Origin of the sequence: Pseudomonas sp. NPDC086581, assembly GCF_044746165.1 — a bacterium.
In the GTDB taxonomy this organism is placed as follows: domain Bacteria; phylum Pseudomonadota; class Gammaproteobacteria; order Pseudomonadales; family Pseudomonadaceae; genus Pseudomonas.
Genome location: NZ_JBIVBR010000009.1, coordinates 72,192 through 93,587, shown reverse-complemented (window position 1 = coordinate 93,587; position 21,396 = coordinate 72,192). Strand labels below are relative to the sequence as shown.

Here is a 21,396-nt window from a genome sequence, read left to right as displayed (position 1 = left end):
CCGTTCCGGGTTGTCCGCCCTACAGGGACGGCGCCGCGAGGGAAGCGCCTGTGCAAGGCCGTTCGCGAGCAAGCTCGCTCCTACGAAGAGCCGCTCCGGCGTTTCCGGTGATCTGTAGGAGCGAGCTTGCTCGCGAACCCCGGCCGACTCAGTCGCTGGCCCTGGCCCCGGCAAGCATCCGACAGAGCTTCTCGGTAGCGCCGAGCATCGCGAAGCTCGGCTTCTCCAGGTTGCGATCCGGCACTACCCAGAGCTGCTTCAGCCGCGTGGCGCTGAGCTGCTGCATGTCGTTCCAGCCACGCAACTGGTCTTCGCTGGCTGCCAGGATCACCTGCGGATCGCGCGCCAGCACGGCTTCCTGGCCAATCTGCGGCGCTGGCAGGTCAAGATCCGCGAACAGGTTGCTCCCCCCGCAGACCTCCAGCGCTTGGCTGATGATCTGCCGGCCGCCGACGGTATAGAGCGGACGGTCCCACACCTGATAGAACACTTTGAGCGGCCGCTCGCGGCGGTACTGCGCCCGCAGCTGCGCCATGCGCGCATCAAAGACCTGCGCCAACTCACGCCCCTTCTCCGGCCGCCCCAGACGCTCGCCCAGTTCACGGAACTGCCGGGAGATATCCTCCAGTCGGTGCGGATCAGCCAAATAGACAGGAATGCCGACAGCCTTCAGGCGCTGCAGTTGCGCGTCAGGCACAGCGCCGGGCCAGACCAGCAGCAGGTCGGGCTGCAGGGCAAGAATCTGTTCGAGACTGACCTGGCCATAGCGACCGACGGACGGCAGGCCTTGCAGGGATTCCGGGCGCGGCCCGCCATCAAGCACGCCCACCAGCCGGTCGGCGGCGCCCAGTTCGAGAACCATGTCGGTGAGCGAGGGCGCCAGGCTGACCACCCGCTCCGCTGCGGAAACGGGCAGGCCGGCAAGCAGCAGGAGCAAGCAGAGTAAACGGCGCATCAGGCCAATTGGCGCGGCAGGCGATACAGCCAGAGGATGACCAGGCTGGCGAAGCCCAGCAGCACGACGGGCACGCCATGCAGATCGACCAGCACCGCCAGGGCGCCAATCCACGCCGGCAGGCTGCCAACCAGCGCGCCACGGCGCTGCGCGGCGCCCAGCGCCTGCCAGGCGGAGGGCTCATCCGCGCCGTCGCGGGCCTTGCCAGTGGCAATCAGCGCATGCTTGTAGCGGCGGAACAGCGGCAGGGTGAGGAACATCGACAGCAGACCGACGACGAACACCGGCGTGGCCAGCGATGCCGGCCCGGGCGCCTCGCCCACCAGCGCCAGCATCAGGTGTTGCGGCGCCAGCGCGAGCGCCAACAGCAACCACCAAATCAGATTCAGCCGGCGCCGGGCAGCGGCGCGATTCACGAAGCGGATGCCTCGGCCTCGGCTTCGCCCTGATGCATGTTGCCCAGCATATGGCCCAGCTTGCCTGCCTTGGTCTGCAGATACCGCTTGTTGTGCGGGTTCAGGCCCTTCTGCAGCGGCACGCGCTCGGCAACGGTCAGGCCGTAGCCTTCCAGCGCCTTCACCTTGCGCGGGTTGTTGGTCATCAGCCGCAGCGAGCAGACGCCCAAGTGCTTGAGCATCGGCAGGCACATGGCGTAGTCACGCTGGTCGGCACCAAAGCCCAGGGCCAGGTTGGCTTCCACGGTATCGGCACCTTCGTCCTGCAGGGCGTAGGCGCGGATCTTGTTAAGCAGGCCGATGCCACGGCCTTCCTGGCGCAGGTACAGCAGGACACCGCGACCTTCCTTGGCGATGGCCGACAATGCGCCCTCGAGCTGGAAACCGCAGTCGCAGCGCAGGCTGAACAGCGCATCGCCGGTGAGGCATTCGGAATGCAGACGCCCCAGCGCCGGCTGGCCGTCGTCGAGCTTGCCCATGGTCAGGGCGACGTGTTCCTTGCCGGTTTCCTCGTCGAGGAAGCCATGCATGGTGAATTCGCCAAAGGGGGTGGGCAGCTTGGAGGCGGCGACGAAAACGACAGACACCGGAAACTCCTGAAAGATTTATCTAAGGAAAGAGGACCGGGATTGTAACAGCTGCACCGGCTGCACCGTCATTGCGAATTCTGCAAGATAAGCATCGATGCGGTTGATAGAAGCCGCGTCAGTGCTTGGCCTGGATGTACATCATGCCCTGGTCTTCACGCCAGCCGACGCGATTGAGGTAGCTCATGCCCAGCAGGATTTCGGTGGGGAAGTCGCCTTCGAGGACCACCGCCTCGACGCCCAGCACCTCGACGCCGCCGAGCTTCACGCTGTTGAGCGTTACCCGCCAACCCTTGGCCGTGCCGCTGGCGGTGGAGGCCATCATCGGCGTACCACCAGCGCGATAATCCAGCCCCAGGCGCCGGGCCTGACCTTCGTTCATGGCGATCGAGGTCGCGCCGGTGTCCACCAGGAACTGCGCATTCTGGTTGTTGATCGTGCCGGCCACCCAGTAATGGCCGCCGGTACCGCGGGCGATGCTCATCTCGGTGTGCGCAGCGGGGGTGGCATAACCGGCCGTGTTGTACTCGCGGCTCAACTCATAGGTCTGCTCGACGCCACCCACGCGGAGAACCGCCTTGTGGCTGTCGGCGCTGATTACCTGCACGCCTTCCGGACCGGTCTGGCCGACCTTCACCAGCTTGCGCTGGCCGTCGATGCTGAGCACCGCCGCACCAGGGAAGAGCCCCACCACCTGCACCTGCGGCGCTGCCAGCGCGGCGAAGGAACAGAGGGACAGGCAGAGCATGGCGTACAGGCGGTGCATGGCGATCACTCCTTGGGCGGCAGCAGCGGTTTCAGCGGGGCGTAGGGCCAGTGCCAGCGGGCGAAGAGGCGCTCCAGCTCGCCGCTGCGGTAAAGCACCTGCATGCGTGAATCATAGAGTTTCGCCAACGCCCGCCCACGGTCATTGTCGGCGAAGCCAAGATACAGCGGAATCGAACCAACATCGGTGATGTGGTAGACGCTGGCATCAACGCCCCTGGCCGCGATCATCTCCTCCAACTCCGGCCGCGCGTCGATGAAGTAGTCGATGCGGTGGCCATCGAGCATCGGTAGCGCGGAGCTGCGCCGTTGCAGCTCGTTGCGCTGCTTGAGGTGATCCAGGTAGCGGTCGAACGCATAGCCGCGCATCCACGCCAGGCGGTAACGGTCGAGCGTGGCCAGGCTCGGCTTGGGCGACGTCTTCAGGCCCAGCGCGCCGATGGGATCGACGTCATAAGGCCAGTGGGGATAGATGATGCGGTCGATTTCATTGCGGTAGGAGCCGACCCAGGCATCCGCCTCGCCGCGCTGCACCAATCCGACCGAGCGCACGTAGGGCTCGCTGCGCAGGCTCAGGCGGACACCTTCGGGCTCGTAGATGGCCCGCAGCAGGTCCCAGGCCAGGCCACGGCCGTCGGCCTGGCTGTAGTTGACCCACACCTCGCTGACTACCCGGATTTCCGTGGGCAACCCGGCAGGCGCTTCGGCGGACTTGTCAGCGGCCAGGGCCGACGCCAGGTGAATCGCCGGCAGCCAGCACAGGCAGAGGAGCAGGCACAGCAGTCGGCGCATCGATCTTCCTCAGATCAGCCAGTGGGCCCAACCCCATGTCAGGCCTTGCATCACCAGCCAGGCGAAAACGCCGGCCAGCACATCGTCCAGCATGATGCCGACGCCGCCATGGACGTTGCGATCGATCCAGCTGATCGGCCAGGGCTTGGAAATATCGACGATGCGGAATACCACGAAACCGACCAGCAGCCACCACCAGCCTTCCGGTACCAGCCAGAGGGTGATCCACATACCGACCATTTCGTCCCAGACGATGCCTTCGTGATCGTGCACGCGCAGGTCGTCGGCAACCTTGCCGCACAGCCAGAAGCCGAACAACATGGTGACGCCCAGCATCAGCCAGTAGCCCCAGTCCGGCAGCATTTGCCAGAGTGGTATGAAGGGTAGCGCAACCAGCGAACCCCAGGTGCCCGGCGCCTTGGGCAGGGTGCCCGAGCCGAAGCCGAAGGCCAGGAAGTGCCAGGGATTGCTCCATACCGAATGGGGTACGGGTTGGGCCGGGGCCTGGTTGGGGTGTTCTGTCACGGTCACTCCATGAAATGCAGGTAGCCGCCCTGACGCGGCGTGATGTCGGCACCAGCGCCATCGAGCACGCGTACGCCGGAACCGGCTTCCACCCTACCGACCACGCGCAGGGCCGGCCAGTTCGCCGAAAGTGCCGGCAGATGCTCGGCCGGCAGGGTAAAGGCGAGCACGTAGTCGTCACCGGCGCCCAACTTGAGCTGCAGTGCGCGTTCGGCGCCCAGCAGGGCTTCCAGTGCGGGGCTTTCGGGCAGTTTGTCGGCTTCGATGATGAGCGCCACGCCGGAGGCGCGGGCGATGTGGCCGCAGTCGGCGAGCAGCCCGTCGGAAATATCCAGCGCCGCCGTGGCCTTGCCGCGCAATGCCTGGCCGAAGTCCAGCTGCGGCTGCGGCGACCAGTAGCGCGCCAGCAGCGGCTCGGCGACGGACGGATCGGCCGTCATCTCGCCCAGAACCAGCGGTAACGCCCCGCCCGCCTCGCCCAGCGGCCCACCGACACAGAGCAGGTGGCCCGGCCGCGCACCGGCGCGGGTCAGCGCCTGCCCGGCAGGCACCCCGCCAAACACGGTGACAGTCATCGCCAGCGGGCCACGGGTGGTATCGCCGCCGATCAGCGCCAGGGCGCATTCCTGCGCCTTCTGGTTCAGGCCACGGGCGAAACCTTCCAGCCAGGCCGGGTCAGCCTCGGGCAGGGTCAGGGCAAGGGTGAAACCGATGGGCGCTGCGCCCATGGCCGCCAGATCGCTGGCGGACACCGCCAGCGCGCGCTGGCCGAGCAGGAAGGGATCGCAGACTGCTGGGAAATGCACGCCGACGACCAGGGTATCGGTGGAGATCGCCAGCTGTTCGCCGGCCTTGGGCGCGAGGAGCGCGCAGTCGTCGCCGATCCCCAATGCCACTGCCTCGCCGCCGGCCGCACAGGCGGCCGAGGCGAAGTAGCGACGGATCAGCTCGAACTCACCCATGCCTCAGCGCTTGGCGCCACGCAGTTCGGCGGCGCGCAGGCGCGGGGCGAGCTTGTCCAGCACGCCGTTGACGAACTTGTGTCCGTCGGTGGCGCCGAAGGTCTTGGCCAGCTCGATACCTTCGTTGATGACGACCTTGTACGGCACGTCCAGGCGGTTGCTCAGTTCGTAGGTGGCCAGGCGCAGGATGGCCAGCTCCACCGGGTCGATCTCTTCCAGCGCGCGGTCCAGGCAAGGGGTGAACGCCTCGTCCAGATCGGTCTTCAGGCGCGGTACGCCGTGCAGGATCTCGTGGAAGTAGGCGCCGTCGACATCGCTGAAATCGTTGTCGGTACGGAAGGTCGCCTCGATCTCGTTGAGCGGCTGGCCGGCCATCTGCCAGGAGTACAGGGCCTGCACCGCGAGGCTGCGCGCCTTGCGACGCATGGCGATCTTGTTCGGCTTGGCGGGCTTGGCCGGGGTGTTGCTGCCGTCCTGGGTGCTCACTTGGCCTCCAGCTGCGACAGCAGGCTCACCATTTCCAGGGCGGACAGGGCAGCTTCAGCGCCTTTGTTGCCGGCCTTGGTGCCGGAGCGCTCGATGGCTTGTTCGATGGAGTCGACAGTCAGCACGCCGAAGGCAACCGGCACGCCGAACTGCAGGGAAACCTGCGCCAGACCCTTGGTGCACTCACCAGCAACGTACTCGAAGTGCGGAGTGCCGCCACGGATCACCGCGCCGAGGGCGATGATGGCGTCGAACTCGCCGCGCTGGGCGACTTTCTGCGCAACCAGCGGGATTTCGAAGGCGCCCGGAGCGCGGATCACGGTGATTTCGCTCTGGGCAACGCCGTGGCGCACCAGCGCGTCGACGGCGCCTTCCACCAGGCTTTCCACCACGAAGCTGTTGAAGCGGCCAACCACCAGGGCGAAGCGGCCTTTGGGGGCGATGAAGGTACCTTCGATGGTCTTCAGGGTCATGGACAAGTCTCACTGTTAAAGAGCCGGAGCGTCACAGTGGCGCTCCGCAAATAGGGTAGAAGAACGGCACCGCCGTGCCAGGGCACGGCGGCGAGGTTCATTCAGCGGGCAGGTATTCTACAACTTCCAGGTCGAAACCGGATATCGCGTTGAAGCGCATCGGTGCCGACATCAGGCGCATCTTGCGAACGCCCAGGTCGCGCAGGATCTGCGAACCGGCACCCACGGTGCTGTAGGTGGTGGTCGGCTTCTGCACGGGCGCCGGGGTGTTGGTGATCTCGCGGACATGCGCCAGCAGATCGTCGCCGCCGACCTGGTGGCCCAGCAGCAGGACCACGCCGGTGCCAGCCTCGGCCACCTTGGCCATGGCCGCGCGCAGGCTCCAGCGGCCTGCCTGGTTGACCATCAGCAGGTCGCGCAGCGGATCGGGGTTGTGCACGCGCACCAGGGTCGGCTCTTCCGGGCAGACCTTGCCCAGGGTCAGCGCCAGGTGCACGTCGCCTTCCACGGAATCGCGGTAGGTGATCAGGTTGAACTGGCCCAGCTCGGTATCCAGCGGCTGCTCGGCCAGGCGCTCCACGGTGCGCTCGTGGATCAGGCGGTAGTGGATCAGGTCGGCAATGGTGCCGATCTTGATGCCGTGCTGCTGGGCGAACTCTTCCAGTTCCGGGCGACGGGCCATGGTGCCGTCGTCGTTCATGATCTCGCAGATCACCCCGGACGGCTCGAAACCGGCCATGCGCGCCAGGTCGCAGGCCGCTTCGGTGTGACCGGCACGAGCCAGTACGCCGCCGGGCTGCGACATCAGCGGGAAGATGTGGCCGGGGCTGACGATGTCGGCGGCGACGGCGTTCTTCGCGGCGGCGGCCTGCACGGTGCGGGCGCGGTCAGCGGCGGAGATGCCGGTGGTGACGCCTTCGGCGGCCTCGATGGAAACGGTGAACTTGGTGCCGAAGCCGGAGCCGTTGCGCTGCACCATCAGCGGGATGCCCAAGCGCTCGCAGCGCTCGCGGGTCATCGGCATGCAGATCAGGCCACGAGCGAAGCGGGCCATGAAGTTGATGTCTTCGGTGCGGACACACTCGGAGGCGATGATCAGGTCGCCTTCGTTCTCGCGGTCCTCGTCATCCATGAGGATGACCATCTTGCCCTGACGCATGTCGTCGAGCAGTTCTTCAATGCTGTTGAGTGCCATACGGGGAAGAGCCTTATCAGTGTTTCATGAAGCCGTTTTCGGCCAGGAATGCTTCGGTGATGCCACCAGCGCCAGCGGCGGGGTCCGCCGCCTTGTCGCCCAACAACAGGCGTTCCAGATAGCGCGCCAGCAGGTCGACTTCGAGGTTGACCAGGCGACCACCGCGGTAGTCGGCCATGATCGTCTCCTGCACGGTGTGCGGAACGATGGTCAGCTCGAACTCCGCGCCGTTGACTGCGTTCACCGTCAGGCTGGTGCCGTCCACGGTGATCGAGCCCTTGAGCGCGATGTACTTGGCCAGCTCACGCGGTGCGCGCACGGTGAACTGGATGGCGCGGGCGTTTTCCTCGCGCTTGATGATCTCGCCGACACCGTCGACGTGGCCGCTGACCAGGTGGCCGCCCAGGCGGGTGGTCGGCGTCAGGGCCTTTTCCAGGTTCACTCGGCTACCGATCTTGAGCTGGGCGAAGGCGGTGCGTGCCAGCGTCTCGCGGCTGACGTCGGCCCAGAAGCCGTCGCCGGGCAGTTCCACCGCCGTCAGGCAGATGCCATTGACGGCGATGCTGTCGCCCAGCTTGACGTCGGCGAGATCGAGCTTGCCGGTCTTCACGTACAGGCGCACGTCACCGCCTTTCGGGGTGATGGATGCGATGGTGCCGATGGATTCGATTATGCCGGTGAACATGAGGCCTCCCGCACGGCAAAGGCCGCTGGCCGGCAAGGCCGCGTAGCCAACTGGGAAAGATGATGCATGTGGCGAACTCCTGTTTTGGTTAAAAAACAGGGCGTATCGATCGAAGGGATTTCACGGACGCGCGCAGGCACGCCCCGATGGCTCATCCCGTTCTCTCTTCATCCGGACTATGACCGTCGGCCCCGGAATCACACCGGGTCTGCTGACCCTGGCCATCCGGCGAACCGGTCTGGACAGGCGCTCGCGGGCTAGACGCATTGCGCGTCATTACCGCCGGTGGGGACTTGCACCCCGCCCTGAGAACGTCAATCGCGGTCGTTACAGCATCGACCGCGTGTGGCGTTTTACCACAGGCCGGCGCAAGTCGGAAGCTTCCTATTGATCGCTCCGCGCCCGCCGGCAAGCCAAAGACTGTGGCGCGGGCCCGGCATCACAGCGGCCTGGCGGTGACCAGCCAGTCGTCTCCCACCGCGCGGATGTCGACGATCTTCAGCTCGCGGGATTCGCTCATGCGCTCCAGCGGCAGCTCCAGCAGCGGACGCGCGGAGGAGCCCAGCAACTTGGGCGCCATGAAGATGCTGTATTCGTCCACCAGCCCGAGGCGGGCAAAGGCACCAGCCAGGCGCGGGCCGGCTTCCACAAGCACTTCGTTGACGCCACGACGGCCGAGCTCGGCCAGCAGCGCCATCAGGTCGACCTGGCCGTCGAGGCCGGCGAGATTCAGCAATTCGTGGCCGACCACGGCGTAGTTCGGGTCGTCACGGGTGCTCACTACCAGCGCGGAGCCGGCCTGGAAGAAGGTGGCGGTCAACGGCACGCGGAGGCGGCCGTCGATCAGCACGCGCAATGGCCGGCGCTGCGAGGCCAGTTCGGTCTGTTCGGCGTCCAGGCCCAGTTCGTCAGGGCGCACGGTGAGGCGGGCGTCGTCGGTCAGCACGGTATCGGCGCCGGAGAGCACCACGCTGGATTGCGCGCGCAGGCGTTGCACGGCGCGGCGCGCAGCCGGGCCGGTGATCCACTGGCTCTCGCCGCTGGCCATGGCGGTGCGGCCGTCCAGGCTCATTGCCAACTTCACGCGGACGAAGGGCAGGCCGGTTTCCATGCGCTTCAGGAAACCGACGTTCAGCGCGCGGGCTTCGTTCTCCAGCACGCCGGAACGCACTTCAATGCCCGCTTCGGCGATGCGCCGCATGCCGCTGCCGGCGACCTGCGGGTTTGGGTCCTGCATGGCCGCGACCACGCGGGCAAGGCCCGCGCCTATCAGCGCGTCGGCACACGGCGGCGTGCGGCCGAAGTGACTGCAGGGTTCCAGGGTGACGTAGGCGGTGGCGCCACGGGCCTTGTCGCCAGCCTGGCGCAGGGCGTGGACTTCCGCGTGGGGCTCGCCGGCGCGGACGTGCCAGCCTTCGCCGACCACCTCGCCATCACGGACGATGACGCAGCCAACGCGGGGATTGGGGTGAGTCGTGTACCAGCCCTTGCGCGCCAGCTCGATGGCGCGGGCCATCCACAGCTCGTCCATGGCACTCATTCCTTCGACGGCTCGCGGGCCAGGCGCTCGATCTCCTCGCGGAATTCGTTGAGGTCCTGGAAGCGGCGATAGACCGAGGCGAAGCGGATGTAGGCGACTTCATCGAGCTTCTGCAGCTCGGCCATTACCAGTTCGCCCAGCACCCGCGATTTGATCTCGCGCTCGCCGGTGGCGCGCAGCTTGTGCTTGATGTGCGCCAGCGCCTCCTCCAGCCGCTCGATGCTCACCGGGCGCTTTTCCAGCGCACGCTGCATACCGGCGCGCAGCTTGTCCTCGTCGAAGGGCTGGCGGCTGCCGTCCTGCTTGATGAGGCGCGGCATGACCAGCTCGGCGGTCTCGAAGGTAGTGAAACGCTCGCCGCAGTTCAGGCACTCACGGCGCCGGCGGACCTGGTCGCCCTCGGCAACCAGGCGCGAATCGATGACTTTGGTGTCGTGGGCGCCGCAGAAAGGACAGTGCATGGCGAGTCTTGGGCAGTCAGAAGGGTAAGAGGCTCATGGTAGCGCATCGTCTGGCCGAATAAACCCCGCTCCCACGAGACAGGCCGCAGGCATTAGGCTATACAGGCGCCCGCCTGGAATCTGTTGCGATGGAGCCCGCCATGTTTGCCCGCCTGCTCTGCCTGTCCCTTACCGTCCTGCTGGCCGCCTGCGCCAGCGAAAAGCCCGCGCCGGTCACCCAGCCGGTTGCCGTCACGAAGAAATCGACTTCCCCGCTGGACGAGCCCGTACCAGCCAACATGCGCGCCCTCAGCGGCCAGCTCAGCAGCGCTCAGGGGTTCCTGCCAGCGGGCAGCGAAGTGGAGCTGGCGCTGCTGGTGATCGACCAGCGCGACCGCCCGCAGCAGTTGCTCTCCAGCGAGAAGATGATCGCCACCGGCCAGGCCCTGCCGTTCCGCGTGGTGTTCAACCCAGAGTCCTTCCCGGCCGGCGCCCGCGTCGAACTGCACGGCCGCGTCTCGCAGTCCGGCCAACTGGCTTGGCGCCTGCCGCCGGTGCGCATCACCCAGCCGGAAACCCGCGCCCTCGGAGAGCTGCGCCTGGAGCGCGCGCCGTGACGCCACCGATTTCCCTACAGACAGCCCTCGGTGAACTGCTCGGCGACGCTCGCCTGTCGGCCGAAACCTTGCCCGGCACCGACATCCGCCTCTGGCTAATCGACGCGCAGAACATGGACCGTGAGTTCAGCCCCGACGAGACCCGGCGCATTCTCGAAGAACCGCCCTACTGGTGCTTCTGCTGGGCCAGCGGCCTCGTGCTGGCCCACTGGCTGGCGGAAAAGCCCGAATGGGTGCGCGGCAAGCGGGTGCTGGATTTCGGCGCGGGCTCGGGCATCGCCGCTATCGCCGCGGCCAGGGCCGGCGCCGCCGAAGTGGTGGCCTGCGACCTCGACCCGCTGGCGCTGGATGCTTGCCGCGCCAACGCCGAGCTGAACGGCGTGCAGCTGACCTACTCGGCGGACTTCTTCCAGGAGGAAGACCGCTACGACCTGATCATCGTCGCCGACGTGCTCTACGACCGCGCCAACCTGCCACTGCTGGACGAATTCCTCAGCCGTGGCCGCGAGGCCCTGGTGGCCGACTCGCGGGTCCGCGATTTCAGCCATCCGCTGTACCAGCGCCTGGGCACTCTCGACGGCTGCACCTGGCCGGACCTGGCCGAGCCGGCCGAATTCCGCCATGTGAGCCTCTATCACGCGCGGCGCAGCTGACATCGGCGCATTGGGTGGGAGGATCACGAACGGAGTCCACTCCTACGCTCATTACGTGAGCAGTGCACCACGGGCTATCCCCGCGATCGCGCCCATGGGGCGCTCCTACAGGGATCACCGGCGCCCGGCGTCTGGGTTGTTTCCGTCCAGAGCGCCCCCACTTATAGTGGCAACCACCTTCATCGCCCCACTCGATTCGAGATTCCCCATGAGCGATACGCCCTACATCTTCGACGCCAGCATCGCCAACTTCGATCAGGTCGTCATCGAGAACTCCTTCCACAAGCCGGTCCTGGTGGACTTCTGGGCCGACTGGTGCGCCCCGTGCAAGGCGCTGATGCCGCTGCTGGCGCAGATCACCGAGTCCTACCAGGGCGAGCTGCTGCTGGCCAAGGTCAACTGCGATGTCGAGCAGGACATCGTGATGCGCTTCGGCATCCGCAGCCTGCCCACCGTCGTGCTGTTCAAGGATGGCCAGCCGGTGGACGGCTTCGCCGGCGCGCAGCCCGAATCGGCGATCCGCCAGATGCTCGAGCAGCACGTGCAACCGCCCGCCCCCGCCGCCGGCAACCCGCTGGAACTGGCGCAAACCGCCTTCAACGAAGGCCGCTTCGCCGACGCCGAGGCGCAACTCAAAGCACTGCTGAGCGAAGACAACACCAACGCCGCCGCGCTGATCCTCTACGCCCGCTGTCTCGCCGAGCGCGGCGAACTGGGTGAGGCCGAGACGGTGCTTGACGCGGTGAAGAGCGACGACCACAAGCAGGCCCTCGCGGCCGCCAAGGCCCAGCTGACCTTCCTGCGCCAGGCCGCGGACCTGCCCGACGCGGCCACGCTGAAGACCCGTCTGGCCGCCGATGCCAACGATGACGAAGCCACCTACCAGCTGGCCATCCAGCAACTGGCCCGCCAGCAGTACGAAGCGGCGCTGGACGCCCTGCTCAAGCTGTTCGTGCGTAACCGCAGCTACGGTGAGGACCTGCCGCGCAAGACGCTGGTCCAGGTGTTCGACCTGCTGGGCAACGACCACCCGCTGGTGCTCGCCTACCGTCGCAAGCTGGCGAACGTGTTGTACTGATGATCAGGGCGCCGGAAGGCGCCCTTTTTCATGGCGGCATGGGCCCGACCCACGCCAGCGCCCTCTCCTTACCCCAGCGCAGATGCATCCCGGACCGTAGGGCGCATAACCTGGAACAGGTTATCCGCCATCAAATTCGCGGCGGATAACGCTGGCGCGTTACTCGCCCTACCAGAGCAGACCGTGAAGCTTCTACTCCTTGACCCAGTTGAAGACCTGCACACCCTCGCGCACCTCGATCTTCACCTTCGGACTGTGCCGCAGGCGCACCAGCAGCCCCTTAGCTGCCCCTGAGCTCCCCGCCAGCGCCGCCAGCTCATCCAACAGTTGCGGCCCCTCGCTGCTGCCACTGCGGCGCAGCAGGTCCTGCGCCGCCAGCCACAGCTGATCCACCGGCGCGCCCGCCGCAGGTGCCGGCGCAGCAGCGGCCACCGGCGCCGCCGCGGCAACCGGCAGGTTCTGCGCCAGCCGCACCCACTCGGCGTCATCCATTTCCACGGTGAGGTCCACCGGCCAGTCGCCGATGGTGCCCTTGATTCTCAGCATCGCCTTTCTCCTCGCGGCCTTTCGCGCATGCTCCCACGGCGCGGCCGTCGCGCCAAACGCACGCTAAGCTGGCGTTAATAACTTACCTGTTATAACGTAACAAAATCATTCATCGCACCGGAGTTTCCCATGCGCCCCCTGCTCCTCGCTGTCGCCCTGCTGCCTCTGGCCGCCCAAGCTCACGACGAACATGAACACGGCAGCCTCGGCAAGCACGAGCATGGCGTCGCCCAGCTCAACGTTGCCCTCGACGGCAAGACCCTGGAACTGGAGATGGACAGCCCGGCGATGAACTTCGTCGGCTTCGAGCATGCCGCCACCAGCGACGCCGACAAGGCCACGGTCGCCGCCGTGCAGGCCCAGCTCAAGCAGCCGCTGCAACTGCTCGCCCTGCCCGCCTCGGCAAAATGCAGCGTGCAGTCGGTGGAGCTTTCCAGCCCGCTGTTCGGCGATGCGCCCAAGGCGGAAGACCACGATCATGACCACGAACATGCAGATGGCGACCACGACGAACACGAAGGTCACCAGCACGCCGACATCGACGCCCACTACCAGCTGACCTGCGCTCAGCCGCAGGACCTGGCCAGCCTCGATTTCGCGCCACTGTTCAAACGCTTCCCGGCGACCCAGAAGATTCAGGTACAACTGATCGGCCCCAGCGGCCAGCAAGGTGCAGAATTGACCGCCGCCAACCCGACCCTGAACTTCTGATTCCCGAACAGACGAAATGACAGCACTGCTCGAACTCGACAATCTTGGCTTCGCCTGGCCCGGCCAGGCGGAGCTGCTGGACATCCCCGCCTTCGCCCTGGGCCGTGGCGAGACCTTGTTCCTCAAGGGCCCGTCCGGCAGCGGCAAGACCACCCTGCTCGGCCTGCTCGGCGGCGTGCAGCGCCCCCAGCGCGGCAGTGTGAAGCTGCTCGGCGAGGACATCGCGCAGATGAAGTCGGCGCGCCGCGATCATTTTCGCGTCGACCACACCGGCTACATCTTCCAGCAGTTCAACCTGCTGCCGTTCCTCTCAGTGCGCGAGAACGTCGAGCTGCCTTGTCATTTCTCCCACAGCCGCGCGGAGCGGGCGACCCTGCGCCACGGCAGCGTGGCCAAGGCCGCCGAAGCGCTGCTCAAACATCTGGGCCTGGGCGATGCGGCGCTGATCGAACGCCGCGCTGACAGCCTGTCGATTGGCCAGCAGCAGCGCGTCGCCGCCGCCCGTGCGCTGATCGGCCAGCCGGAACTGGTGATCGCCGACGAGCCGACCTCGGCGCTGGACGCCGACGCCCGCGAAGCCTTCCTCCAATTGCTGTTCGCCGAATGCCGCGAGGCCGGCGCCAGCCTGCTGTTCGTCAGCCACGACCAGAGCCTGGCGACCCTGTTCGACCGCAGCCTGTCGCTGACCGACCTCAACCGCGCCGCCCGCGCTCCGGGAATCTGAGCATGTACCTGTTGCGCCTGGCGCTCGCCAGCCTGTCCAACCGCCGCTTCACCGCGCTGCTGACCATCTTCGCCATCGCGCTCTCCGCCTGTCTGCTGCTGGCGGTGGAGCACGTGCGCACCGAGGCCAAGGCCAGCTTCGCCAGCACCATCTCCGGCACCGACCTGATCGTTGGCGCCCGCTCCGGCTCGGTGAACCTGCTGCTCTACTCGGTATTCCGCATCGGCAATGCCACCAACAACATCCGCTGGGAAAGCTACGAGACGGTGACCCACAGCCCGCTGGTGAAGTGGGCCATCCCGATCTCACTGGGCGATTCGCACCGCGGCTATCGCGTCATGGGCACCGACACCGGCTACTTCGAGCACTATCGCTTTGGCCGCGGGCAGACGCTGGAACTGGCAGAGGGTAAGCCGTTCGGCCAGGACCTGTTCGACGTGGTGCTCGGCGCGGAAGTGGCCGAGGCGCTGCACTACAAGCTGGGCGACAAGATCGTCCTGGCCCACGGCGTCAGCACCATCAGTCTGGTCCAGCACGACGACAAGCCGTTCACCGTGGTCGGCATCCTCAAGCGCACCGGTACGCCGGTGGACCGCACCCTGCACATCTCGCTGCAAGGCATGGAGGCGCTGCACGTCGACTGGAAGAACGGCGTCCCGGCACGCGGCGCCGACCGCGTCAGCGAAGACCAGGCGCGCGGCATGGACCTGCAGCCCAAGGCGATCACCGCCTTCCTGCTGGGCCTGAAGAGCAAGGTGGCGACCTTCACTCTGCAACGGCAGATCAACGAATACGACGGCGAGCCGCTGATGGCAATCCTCCCGGGCGTGGCGCTGCAGGAGCTTTGGGGGCTGATGGGCACGGCGGAAAAGGCGCTGTTCGTAGTCTCGCTGTTCGTGGTGCTGACCGGCCTGATCGGCATGCTCACCGCCATCCTCACCAGCCTCAACGAACGCCGCCGCGAGATGGCCATCCTGCGCTCGGTGGGCGCGCGGCCCTGGCACATTTTCAGCCTGCTGGTGGCGGAAGCCTTCGCCCTGGCGCTGGCCGGCGTGGCGCTGGGCATCGGGCTGCTCTATGCGGGCATCGCCGGCAGCCAGGCGTACGTCCAGGCGAACTACGGCATCTTCCTGCCATTGGCGCTGCCCAGTGCCTATGAATGGTCACTGCTGGGCGGCATACTCCTGGCGGCGCTGCTGATCGGTTGTGTACCGGCGTGGCGTGCCTACCGGCAATCGCTGGCCGATGGCCTGTCGATCCGCCTCTGATTCAGCCCCCTGCGAGCCAGCCCCCTGAAGGAAAGCCCCATGCGTCGCCTGCTGTTTCTCCTGCTGATGCTCACCAGCGCCGCCGTCTGGGCGGCGCCGCGTGAGCTGAGCTGGCCGGAACTGATCCCCGAGGGCGCACCGCCGCCCCCGCCGCCGGTGCCGCTGCACGACATGTCCAAGCTCTCCGATGTACTCAACTCGGAGAGTGGCCCGGCGGTGAAGCAGCAGATACCCAACGCCCCCGTGGTACAGCAGCTGGACGGCCAGGAAGTGAAGATGCCGGGCTACATCGTGCCGCTGGAAGTGGAGGAAGACGGCCAGACCGTTCGCGACTTCCTGCTGGTGCCCTATTACGGCGCCTGCATCCATGTGCCAGCGCCGCCGTCCAACCAGATCGTCTATGTTCGAGGCGGCAAGGGCGTAAAAGTCGACGAGCTTTATCAACCCTTCTGGATCATCGGCAGGATGAGCGTGAAGGCGATGGAAAGCGACCTCGCCGAGGCCGGCTACCAGATGCAGGCCAGCAGCATCGAACCCTACGAATATACCGGGCAGTGAGTGGGCGCGGCGTTTTGCCGCGCCCTCGATTCTGACAAAGCTTGGGGGCTTTATTGAGCCAGGTCAAAAGTGCGCTTTTAGCGCTGTCTACTATTCTGGGCACCAACACTTATACCAAAGAGATATTGGAGCTCATCATGCGTAAGTCCTGGATCGCCCCTTCGCTTCTCGCACTCGCCGCAACCATTCCCGCCGTGACCCAGGCCGCCGATATCCGCGGCCACCAGGCTGGCGACTTCCTGGTGCGCGGCGGTATCGCCACCGTAGCGCCCGATGACAGCAGCAGCGCCCTCAAGTTCGACGGCGTGAAGGCCAGCGGCACCAAGGCCACCGTGGACAGCGACACCCAGTTGGGTCTGACCTTCGCCTACCTGCTCACCGACAAGATCGGTATTGAGCTGGTCGCCGCCACCCCGTTCAAGCACCAGGTCGATGTCAAGGGCCTGGGCGGTGGCCTGGACGGCAAGCTCGCCGACATCAAGCAGCTGCCGCCGACCGTACTGCTGCAGTACTACCCCATGGGTGGTACCAACTCTGCCTTCCAGCCGTACGGCGGCCTGGGCGTGAACTACACCACCTTCTTCGACGAAGACCTGTCCAGCAACCGCAAGGACCAGGGCTTCAGCAATCTGAAGCTGCAGGACTCCTGGGGCTTGGCGGCCGAGCTGGGCATGGACTACATGCTCAACGAACACGCCTTCGTCAACGCCGCGGTCTGGTACATGGACATCGACACCAAAGCCAGCGTCAACGGCCCGACCGCGCTGGGATACCAGAAAACCAAAGTCGACGTCGACGTCGACCCCTGGGTTTACATGGTCGGTTTCGGCTACCGTTTCTGACGGAGCAAATATGAAAAAGGCGCCCTTGGGCGCCTTTTTCACTTTCAGGGAACCGGTATGTACCTCGAACTCAAAGCCCTGCACGTCAGCCTGGCGATCATCAGTACCCTGCTTTTCCTGCTGCGACTGGGCCTGAGCTGGTGGGGCAGGCATCCAACCGGCTGGCAGCGCGGACTGCCCCATCTCGTCGATACCCTGCTGCTGCTCAGCGCCCTGGGCCTGGTGCACCTGGCGATGCCCTGGCCACTGCCGGTCTGGCTACAGGTGAAGCTCGGCCTGCTGGTGCTCTACATCGTGCTGGCGGCCTTTGCCCTGCGCAGCGCCGCGAGGCCGGCCAAGGCGCTGCTCAGTGTTCTGGCACTGGGCTCGCTGGCCGGCATCTTCTACCTGGCGGTCAACAAACCCTGGTGGTGATCAACTGGGCCAGGCCTTCGGCCAGCGGCGTGGGGGCGTCCAGGCTGTAGCGCTCCAGCAGGCGACGATTATCCGCGCGGGAATGGCGGATATCGCCGTGGCGCGCCGGCTGGTAGGTGATCGGCGGCAGACCGCCGGTGAGCTTGCCGATCTCGGCCAGCAACTGATTGAGGCTGGTGGACTGGTCGAGGCCGACATTGATTGCCGACTCGGCCACGTCATCGGCCAGTAGCGCCGTCACCAGAAGCTTCACCAGATCGCCGACGTAGATGAAGTCGCGGGTCTGCTCGCCGTCGCCGAACACGGTGATCGGCAGGCCCTGCTCGGCGCGCCGGGCGAAAATGCTGATCACCCCGGAATACGGCGAGGACGGGTCCTGGCGCGGGCCATAGACGTTGAAGAAGCGGAAGATCGCCGGCTCAAGGCCATGCTCGCGACGGTAGAAGTCCAGGTAGTACTCGCTGGCCAGCTTGTCTGCGGCGTAAGGCGTCAGCGGCGCCTTCACCACGTCCTCGTCGATGGCGGAACCTTCGCCATTCTGCCCGTAGACCGCCGCGCTGGACGCGAACAACACCCGGTGGATGCCCTCCTCGCGCATGGCCTCGCAGAGGTTCAGGGTGCCGATGAAGTTGGCGCGGTGGGTGCCCACCGGGTCCTCCACCGAAGCCTGCACCGAGGCGATGGCCGCCAGGTGCACGACGCCCTGGCAACCGCTCAGCGCGCCACGCAGGGCGGCTTCATCGGCGACGTTGCCGACTATCAGGTCGACCCGGCTGTCGAGGTTCTCGCGCTTGCCGGTGGACAGATCGTCCAGCACGCGCACGGCGAAACCCTGCGCCAGCAGCGCGTCGGCCAGATGGGAGCCGATGAACCCCGCGCCGCCGGTGATGAGGATGGGCTGCGCGGAGGGGGAAAGACGATCAGACATGGCGGTAATAGCGATCCAGCAAGGCGGGCAGGCCGGCGCGCCAGGCGCGCGGCTTGATACCGAAGGTATGGAGGATTTTCTTGCAGGCGAGCACCGCGTGCTGCGGTTCGTCGCCAGCGTCCGGGCGCGCGGCGTGGGCCTGCGGGCTCGGCTCCTGGACGGCCAGGGTATGGAAGGCGCGTGCCTCGCCGAGCACTACCTGGCCCAGGGACAGAGTGGTCGTGGCTTCAAGGCCGCCATAGTGGTAGGTGCCCCACAGCGGCGCCTGGCAGTCGAGCTGCTTGAGCACGGAGAGGATCACCCGCGCGGCGTCATCCACCGGAGTCGGGTTGCCGCGCCGGTCGTCGGCGAGGAACAGCACCTGCTCCTTCTCGGCACGCTCGAGGAAGCGGCCGAGCACGCCGTCGGTGCTGTCGTCCAGCAGCCAGCCGAAACGCAGCAGCACGTGCCGCGGACAGGTCGCCCGCACCCACTGTTCCATGCGCCATAGCGCCTGGCCACGCGGGCCCAGGGGCAACGGCTCGTCCTTCTCGCTGTAGGCAGTGGCGCGGGCGCCATCGAACACGCGGTAGCTGGACGGCTGGATGAGCAGGATCTCGTGGTGCTGGCAGAGTTCAGCCAGACGCTCCACCGCGCGCTCCTGACTGGCCAGGCGAGCGGCTTCGACGGCCTCGGCCTGGAACCAGTCGTAGTAGTAGGCAAGGTTGATCACCGCGTCGGGGCGGGTCTCGTCCAGCAGGACGGTGAGGCTGGAAGCGTCCCAGCCCTGTTCGGGCGGCCGGGGGGCGAGGAAGCCGATGTCTTCCTCGGCGCCAAGGCGTATCAGCGCCTGTCCAAGGGCATTACCGCCACCCAACAGCATCAGGCGCATGCGCATATTCTGGGGGTCACTCGAATCCGTGGGTTACCGCCGGCGCGCAATGTGCCGGGGATGATGCCCGCATTTTTCCTGTGCCCCGGCACAGCGTCAAGCTTGGCCGACCCGCTGCAGCCTCGGCCGCACGCGGCGCTGCCGTTCTAGGAGCGGCGACGGAACAGCGGGCGCGGCTCGATCACCGAGCGGCCATAGAGCACGCTCAGGCCTGCCAGGCCCTTCAGCGCGTCTTCCACGGACTTGTCCTCGCGCACGGCGAAGGCATCGAAACCGCACTGACGCATGTGCGCCAACTGGTCACGCAGCACATCACCCACCGCGCGCAGCTCGCCGCGCCAGCCGAGGCGGCTGCGCAACAGGTAGGCCAGGCTGTAGCCGCGACCGTCGCGGAAGCTGGGGAAGTCGATGGCGATCAGCGCCGGCTCCTGCAAGCGCCAGATGAGCTCCTCGGGATCATCTTCCGGTGCCAGCCAGACGCCGAAACCCGCACCGGACTCCAGCGCCAGCCAACTCTTCAACGGCAGGATCAGCCGTCCCTCGGGCAATTCCTCCGGCACTTCGCGCAGCCACTCCCAGGGATCGCCCGCCGCCACTTCCGCCAAACCGTCTCGCAGATGAATCAGATTCTTCACGCCGGCACCTCCGCCTGGCGGTAGACCCGCGCCTTGAATGGCTCCAGGCCGATGCGCTCGACCGTTTCGACGAAGCGCTCCCCCGCGCCGCGCTGTTCCACATAGGTGCGCACCAGCGCCTCGATCACATCCGGCACCTCGGCCGCGCTGAACGACGGGCCAATCACCTTGCCCAGCGCGCTCTTCACCCCCTGCGCCCCGCCCAGGGTGATCTGGTACCACTCGCTGCCGTTCTTATCGACGCCGAGAATCCCGATGTTGCCGATATGGTGATGGCCGCAGGCGTTCATGCAGCCGGAGATGTTCAGGCTGAGGTCGCCCAGATCGTGCAGGTAGTCGAGGTCCTCGAAGCGCTGCTGGATGCCCTGGGCGATGGGGATCGACTTGGCGTTGGCCAGCGCGCAGAAGTCGCCGCCGGGGCAGGCGATGATGTCGGTCAGCAGGCCCTGGTTCGGCGTGCCCAAGCCGGCGACGCAGGCTTCCTGCCAGAGCGCATGGAGGTCGGCTTTGCGCACGTCCGGCAGCACCAGGTTCTGCTCGTGGGCAACGCGGATTTCACCGAAGCCGAAGCGCTCGGCCCAATCGGCCACCTGTTCCATCTGCTCGGCGGTCGCATCCCCCGGCGGCGCCTCGGCGCCCGGCTTGGTGGACAGCACCACGCTGGCATAGCCCGGCACGCGGTGCGGGCGCACATTACGCGAGACCCAGCGGGCGAACGTGGCATCAGCGGCCAGCGCCGCACCGAAGGCGAGGTCGTCGGAAACTGCGTAGATTGGCGGCTCGAAGGCAGCAGCGACGCGCTGGTACTCGTCGAGGGTCAACTGCGCCTCGCCGTCGCGCAGGTGCTGCCACTCCTCCTCCACTTCCCGGGAAAACGCCTCGATACCCAGCGCCTTCACCAGGATCTTGATCCGCGCCTTGTACTTGTTGTCGCGCCGGCCATGGCGGTTGTACACGCGCAGGATGGCCTCGACGTACGACAGCAAATGCCACCAGGGCAGGTCGTCGCGGATCACCTGGCCGAGCATCGGCGTGCGCCCCAGCCCGCCGCCCACCAGCACCTTCAGGCGTAGCTCGCCGTCTTCGGCGCGGCGCAGGTAGAGGCCGATGTCGTGCATCATCACCGCCGCGCGGTCTTCCTCGGCGGCGCAGATCGCAATCTTGAACTTGCGCGGCAGGAAGAGGAATTCGGGGTTCACCGTCGACCACTGGCGGAGGATTTCCGCCAGTGGTCGCGGGTCGAGGAACTCGTCGGCGGCGACACCGGCAAAGGCCTCGGTGGTGATATTGCGCACGCAGTTGCCGGAAGTCTGGATGGCGTGCATCTCGACGTCCGCCAGGCGCTCGAGAATGTCCGGCACCCGCGCCAGCTCGACCCAGTTGAACTGGATGTTCTGCCGCGTGGTGAAGTGGCCATAGCCGCGATCGTGCTCGCGGGCGATCCAGGCCAGGGTGCGCATCTGCTCGCTGGACAGCGTGCCGTAGGGAATCGCCACCCGCAGCATGTAGGCGTGCTTCTGCAGGTACAGACCGTTCTGCAGGCGCAGCGGCAGGAATTCCTCTTCGCTCAGCTCATCGCTCAGGCGCCGCTGCACCTGGTCACGGAACTGCGCCACCCGTTCGCGCACCAGGGCGCGGTCGTAATCATCGTATCGGTACATCGCCAGGCCACCTTCGGGACGTTGCGTAGC

Annotated in this window: 27 protein-coding genes and 1 riboswitch; of the genes, 9 read left to right on the top strand and 18 right to left on the bottom strand. The window is 66.5% G+C overall.

Annotated elements, in window-relative coordinates; translation table 11 throughout:
* Positions 1-148 precede the first annotated feature (148 nt).
* From ACIPK7_RS18805 to nrdR, 13 genes are all read right to left on the bottom strand, one after another.
* Positions 149-955, bottom strand: a complete 807-nt coding sequence (locus tag ACIPK7_RS18805) for a cobalamin-binding protein (protein ID WP_401089467.1) — start codon at positions 953-955, stop codon at positions 149-151.
* The gene (locus tag ACIPK7_RS18800) at positions 955-1,371 is read right to left on the bottom strand and encodes an MFS transporter (protein ID WP_401089465.1); all 417 of its coding nucleotides are present in this window, start codon (positions 1,369-1,371) and stop codon (positions 955-957) included. The genes ACIPK7_RS18805 and ACIPK7_RS18800 overlap by 1 nt, the downstream gene beginning before the upstream one ends.
* The gene (ribA, locus tag ACIPK7_RS18795) at positions 1,368-1,997 is read right to left on the bottom strand and encodes a GTP cyclohydrolase II (RefSeq protein WP_081517131.1); all 630 of its coding nucleotides are present in this window, start codon (positions 1,995-1,997) and stop codon (positions 1,368-1,370) included. Before ribA ends, ACIPK7_RS18800 begins: the two co-directional genes overlap by 4 nt.
* 118 nt (positions 1,998-2,115) lie before the next feature.
* Positions 2,116-2,763, bottom strand: a complete 648-nt coding sequence (locus ACIPK7_RS18790; RefSeq protein ID WP_192434964.1) for a TIGR02281 family clan AA aspartic protease — start codon at positions 2,761-2,763, stop codon at positions 2,116-2,118.
* 5 nt (positions 2,764-2,768) lie between these two features.
* The gene (locus ACIPK7_RS18785; RefSeq protein WP_401089463.1) at positions 2,769-3,554 is read right to left on the bottom strand and encodes a substrate-binding periplasmic protein; all 786 of its coding nucleotides are present in this window, start codon (positions 3,552-3,554) and stop codon (positions 2,769-2,771) included.
* A gap of 9 nt (positions 3,555-3,563) precedes the next feature.
* On the bottom strand, positions 3,564-4,079 hold the full coding sequence (locus ACIPK7_RS18780; RefSeq protein ID WP_081517128.1) for a phosphatidylglycerophosphatase A: 516 nt from the start codon (positions 4,077-4,079) through the stop codon (positions 3,564-3,566).
* Positions 4,080-4,081: 2 nt separating this feature from the next.
* Positions 4,082-5,041 (bottom strand): thiamine-phosphate kinase, encoded by a 960-nt coding sequence (thiL, locus tag ACIPK7_RS18775; RefSeq protein ID WP_401089461.1) that lies wholly within the window; start codon positions 5,039-5,041, stop codon positions 4,082-4,084.
* A 3-nt stretch (positions 5,042-5,044) separates the two neighbouring features.
* Positions 5,045-5,527 carry a transcription antitermination factor NusB gene (gene nusB, locus ACIPK7_RS18770; RefSeq protein ID WP_401089459.1) on the bottom strand — a complete coding sequence of 161 codons (483 nt, stop codon included), beginning with the start codon at positions 5,525-5,527 and terminating at the stop codon, positions 5,045-5,047.
* On the bottom strand, positions 5,524-6,000 hold the full coding sequence (ribE, locus tag ACIPK7_RS18765; RefSeq protein WP_192434974.1) for a 6,7-dimethyl-8-ribityllumazine synthase: 477 nt from the start codon (positions 5,998-6,000) through the stop codon (positions 5,524-5,526). The genes nusB and ribE overlap by 4 nt, the downstream gene beginning before the upstream one ends.
* Before the next feature lie 97 nt (positions 6,001-6,097).
* Positions 6,098-7,195, bottom strand: coding sequence for a bifunctional 3,4-dihydroxy-2-butanone-4-phosphate synthase/GTP cyclohydrolase II (gene ribBA, locus ACIPK7_RS18760; protein ID WP_192434976.1), 1,098 nt, complete (start codon positions 7,193-7,195; stop codon positions 6,098-6,100).
* A gap of 16 nt (positions 7,196-7,211) precedes the next feature.
* The gene (locus ACIPK7_RS18755) at positions 7,212-7,880 is read right to left on the bottom strand and encodes a riboflavin synthase (RefSeq protein ID WP_192434978.1); all 669 of its coding nucleotides are present in this window, start codon (positions 7,878-7,880) and stop codon (positions 7,212-7,214) included.
* Between the two features lie 154 nt (positions 7,881-8,034).
* Positions 8,035-8,197: riboswitch (FMN riboswitch) on the bottom strand.
* 122 nt (positions 8,198-8,319) lie between these two features.
* Positions 8,320-9,420: a bifunctional diaminohydroxyphosphoribosylaminopyrimidine deaminase/5-amino-6-(5-phosphoribosylamino)uracil reductase RibD gene (ribD, locus tag ACIPK7_RS18750; protein WP_401089456.1), complete on the bottom strand. Its 1,101-nt coding sequence runs from the start codon at positions 9,418-9,420 to the stop codon at positions 8,320-8,322.
* A complete protein-coding gene (nrdR, locus tag ACIPK7_RS18745) occupies positions 9,417-9,881 on the bottom strand; it encodes a transcriptional regulator NrdR (protein ID WP_192434982.1) in 465 nt (154 codons plus the stop codon). The genes ribD and nrdR overlap by 4 nt, the downstream gene beginning before the upstream one ends.
* A 128-nt stretch (positions 9,882-10,009) precedes the next feature.
* Here nrdR and ACIPK7_RS18740 point away from each other — a divergent pair, with 128 nt between their 5' ends.
* From ACIPK7_RS18740 to trxA, 3 genes are all read left to right on the top strand, one after another.
* Positions 10,010-10,477 carry a YbaY family lipoprotein gene (locus ACIPK7_RS18740; RefSeq protein WP_192434984.1) on the top strand — a complete coding sequence of 156 codons (468 nt, stop codon included), beginning with the start codon at positions 10,010-10,012 and terminating at the stop codon, positions 10,475-10,477.
* On the top strand, positions 10,474-11,130 hold the full coding sequence (locus ACIPK7_RS18735; RefSeq protein ID WP_401089454.1) for a class I SAM-dependent methyltransferase: 657 nt from the start codon (positions 10,474-10,476) through the stop codon (positions 11,128-11,130). The genes ACIPK7_RS18740 and ACIPK7_RS18735 overlap by 4 nt, the downstream gene beginning before the upstream one ends.
* A gap of 208 nt (positions 11,131-11,338) precedes the next feature.
* A complete protein-coding gene (gene trxA / locus ACIPK7_RS18730) occupies positions 11,339-12,208 on the top strand; it encodes a thioredoxin (RefSeq protein WP_192434988.1) in 870 nt (289 codons plus the stop codon).
* Positions 12,209-12,400: 192 nt separating this feature from the next.
* Here the strand turns inward: trxA and ACIPK7_RS18725 are convergent, their stop codons facing one another.
* On the bottom strand, positions 12,401-12,754 hold the full coding sequence (locus ACIPK7_RS18725; RefSeq protein ID WP_401089452.1) for a hypothetical protein: 354 nt from the start codon (positions 12,752-12,754) through the stop codon (positions 12,401-12,403).
* Positions 12,755-12,883: 129 nt separating this feature from the next.
* Between ACIPK7_RS18725 and ACIPK7_RS18720 the strand changes: the two genes are divergently transcribed.
* From ACIPK7_RS18720 to ACIPK7_RS18695, 6 genes are all read left to right on the top strand, one after another.
* Positions 12,884-13,465 carry a DUF2796 domain-containing protein gene (locus ACIPK7_RS18720; RefSeq protein WP_401089450.1) on the top strand — a complete coding sequence of 194 codons (582 nt, stop codon included), beginning with the start codon at positions 12,884-12,886 and terminating at the stop codon, positions 13,463-13,465.
* Between the two features lie 16 nt (positions 13,466-13,481).
* Positions 13,482-14,189, top strand: a complete 708-nt coding sequence (locus ACIPK7_RS18715) for an ABC transporter ATP-binding protein (RefSeq protein ID WP_401089448.1) — start codon at positions 13,482-13,484, stop codon at positions 14,187-14,189.
* A 2-nt stretch (positions 14,190-14,191) separates the two neighbouring features.
* Positions 14,192-15,457 carry an ABC transporter permease gene (locus ACIPK7_RS18710; RefSeq protein WP_401089446.1) on the top strand — a complete coding sequence of 422 codons (1,266 nt, stop codon included), beginning with the start codon at positions 14,192-14,194 and terminating at the stop codon, positions 15,455-15,457.
* Positions 15,458-15,496: 39 nt separating this feature from the next.
* Positions 15,497-16,015 (top strand): DUF3299 domain-containing protein, encoded by a 519-nt coding sequence (locus ACIPK7_RS18705; RefSeq protein ID WP_081517114.1) that lies wholly within the window; start codon positions 15,497-15,499, stop codon positions 16,013-16,015.
* A gap of 137 nt (positions 16,016-16,152) precedes the next feature.
* Positions 16,153-16,857: an OmpW family outer membrane protein gene (locus ACIPK7_RS18700; RefSeq protein ID WP_192434998.1), complete on the top strand. Its 705-nt coding sequence runs from the start codon at positions 16,153-16,155 to the stop codon at positions 16,855-16,857.
* Between the two features lie 57 nt (positions 16,858-16,914).
* Positions 16,915-17,271 (top strand): SirB2 family protein, encoded by a 357-nt coding sequence (locus ACIPK7_RS18695; protein ID WP_192435000.1) that lies wholly within the window; start codon positions 16,915-16,917, stop codon positions 17,269-17,271.
* Here the strand turns inward: ACIPK7_RS18695 and ACIPK7_RS18690 are convergent.
* The 4 genes from ACIPK7_RS18690 to ACIPK7_RS18675 form a co-directional block, all read right to left on the bottom strand.
* Entirely contained in the window at positions 17,252-18,199 is a 948-nt protein-coding gene (locus ACIPK7_RS18690; RefSeq protein ID WP_192435002.1) for an NAD-dependent epimerase/dehydratase family protein, read from the bottom strand. The two genes, ACIPK7_RS18695 and ACIPK7_RS18690, sit on opposite strands and share 20 nt — an antisense overlap.
* Positions 18,192-19,076, bottom strand: coding sequence for a sugar nucleotide-binding protein (locus tag ACIPK7_RS18685; protein WP_192435004.1), 885 nt, complete (start codon positions 19,074-19,076; stop codon positions 18,192-18,194). Before ACIPK7_RS18685 ends, ACIPK7_RS18690 begins: the two co-directional genes overlap by 8 nt.
* Positions 19,077-19,216: 140 nt before the next feature.
* Positions 19,217-19,705 (bottom strand): DUF934 domain-containing protein, encoded by a 489-nt coding sequence (locus ACIPK7_RS18680; RefSeq protein WP_192435006.1) that lies wholly within the window; start codon positions 19,703-19,705, stop codon positions 19,217-19,219.
* Entirely contained in the window at positions 19,702-21,366 is a 1,665-nt protein-coding gene (locus tag ACIPK7_RS18675; protein WP_192435008.1) for a nitrite/sulfite reductase, read from the bottom strand. The genes ACIPK7_RS18680 and ACIPK7_RS18675 overlap by 4 nt, the downstream gene beginning before the upstream one ends.
* Between the last annotated feature and the right edge of the window lie 30 nt (positions 21,367-21,396).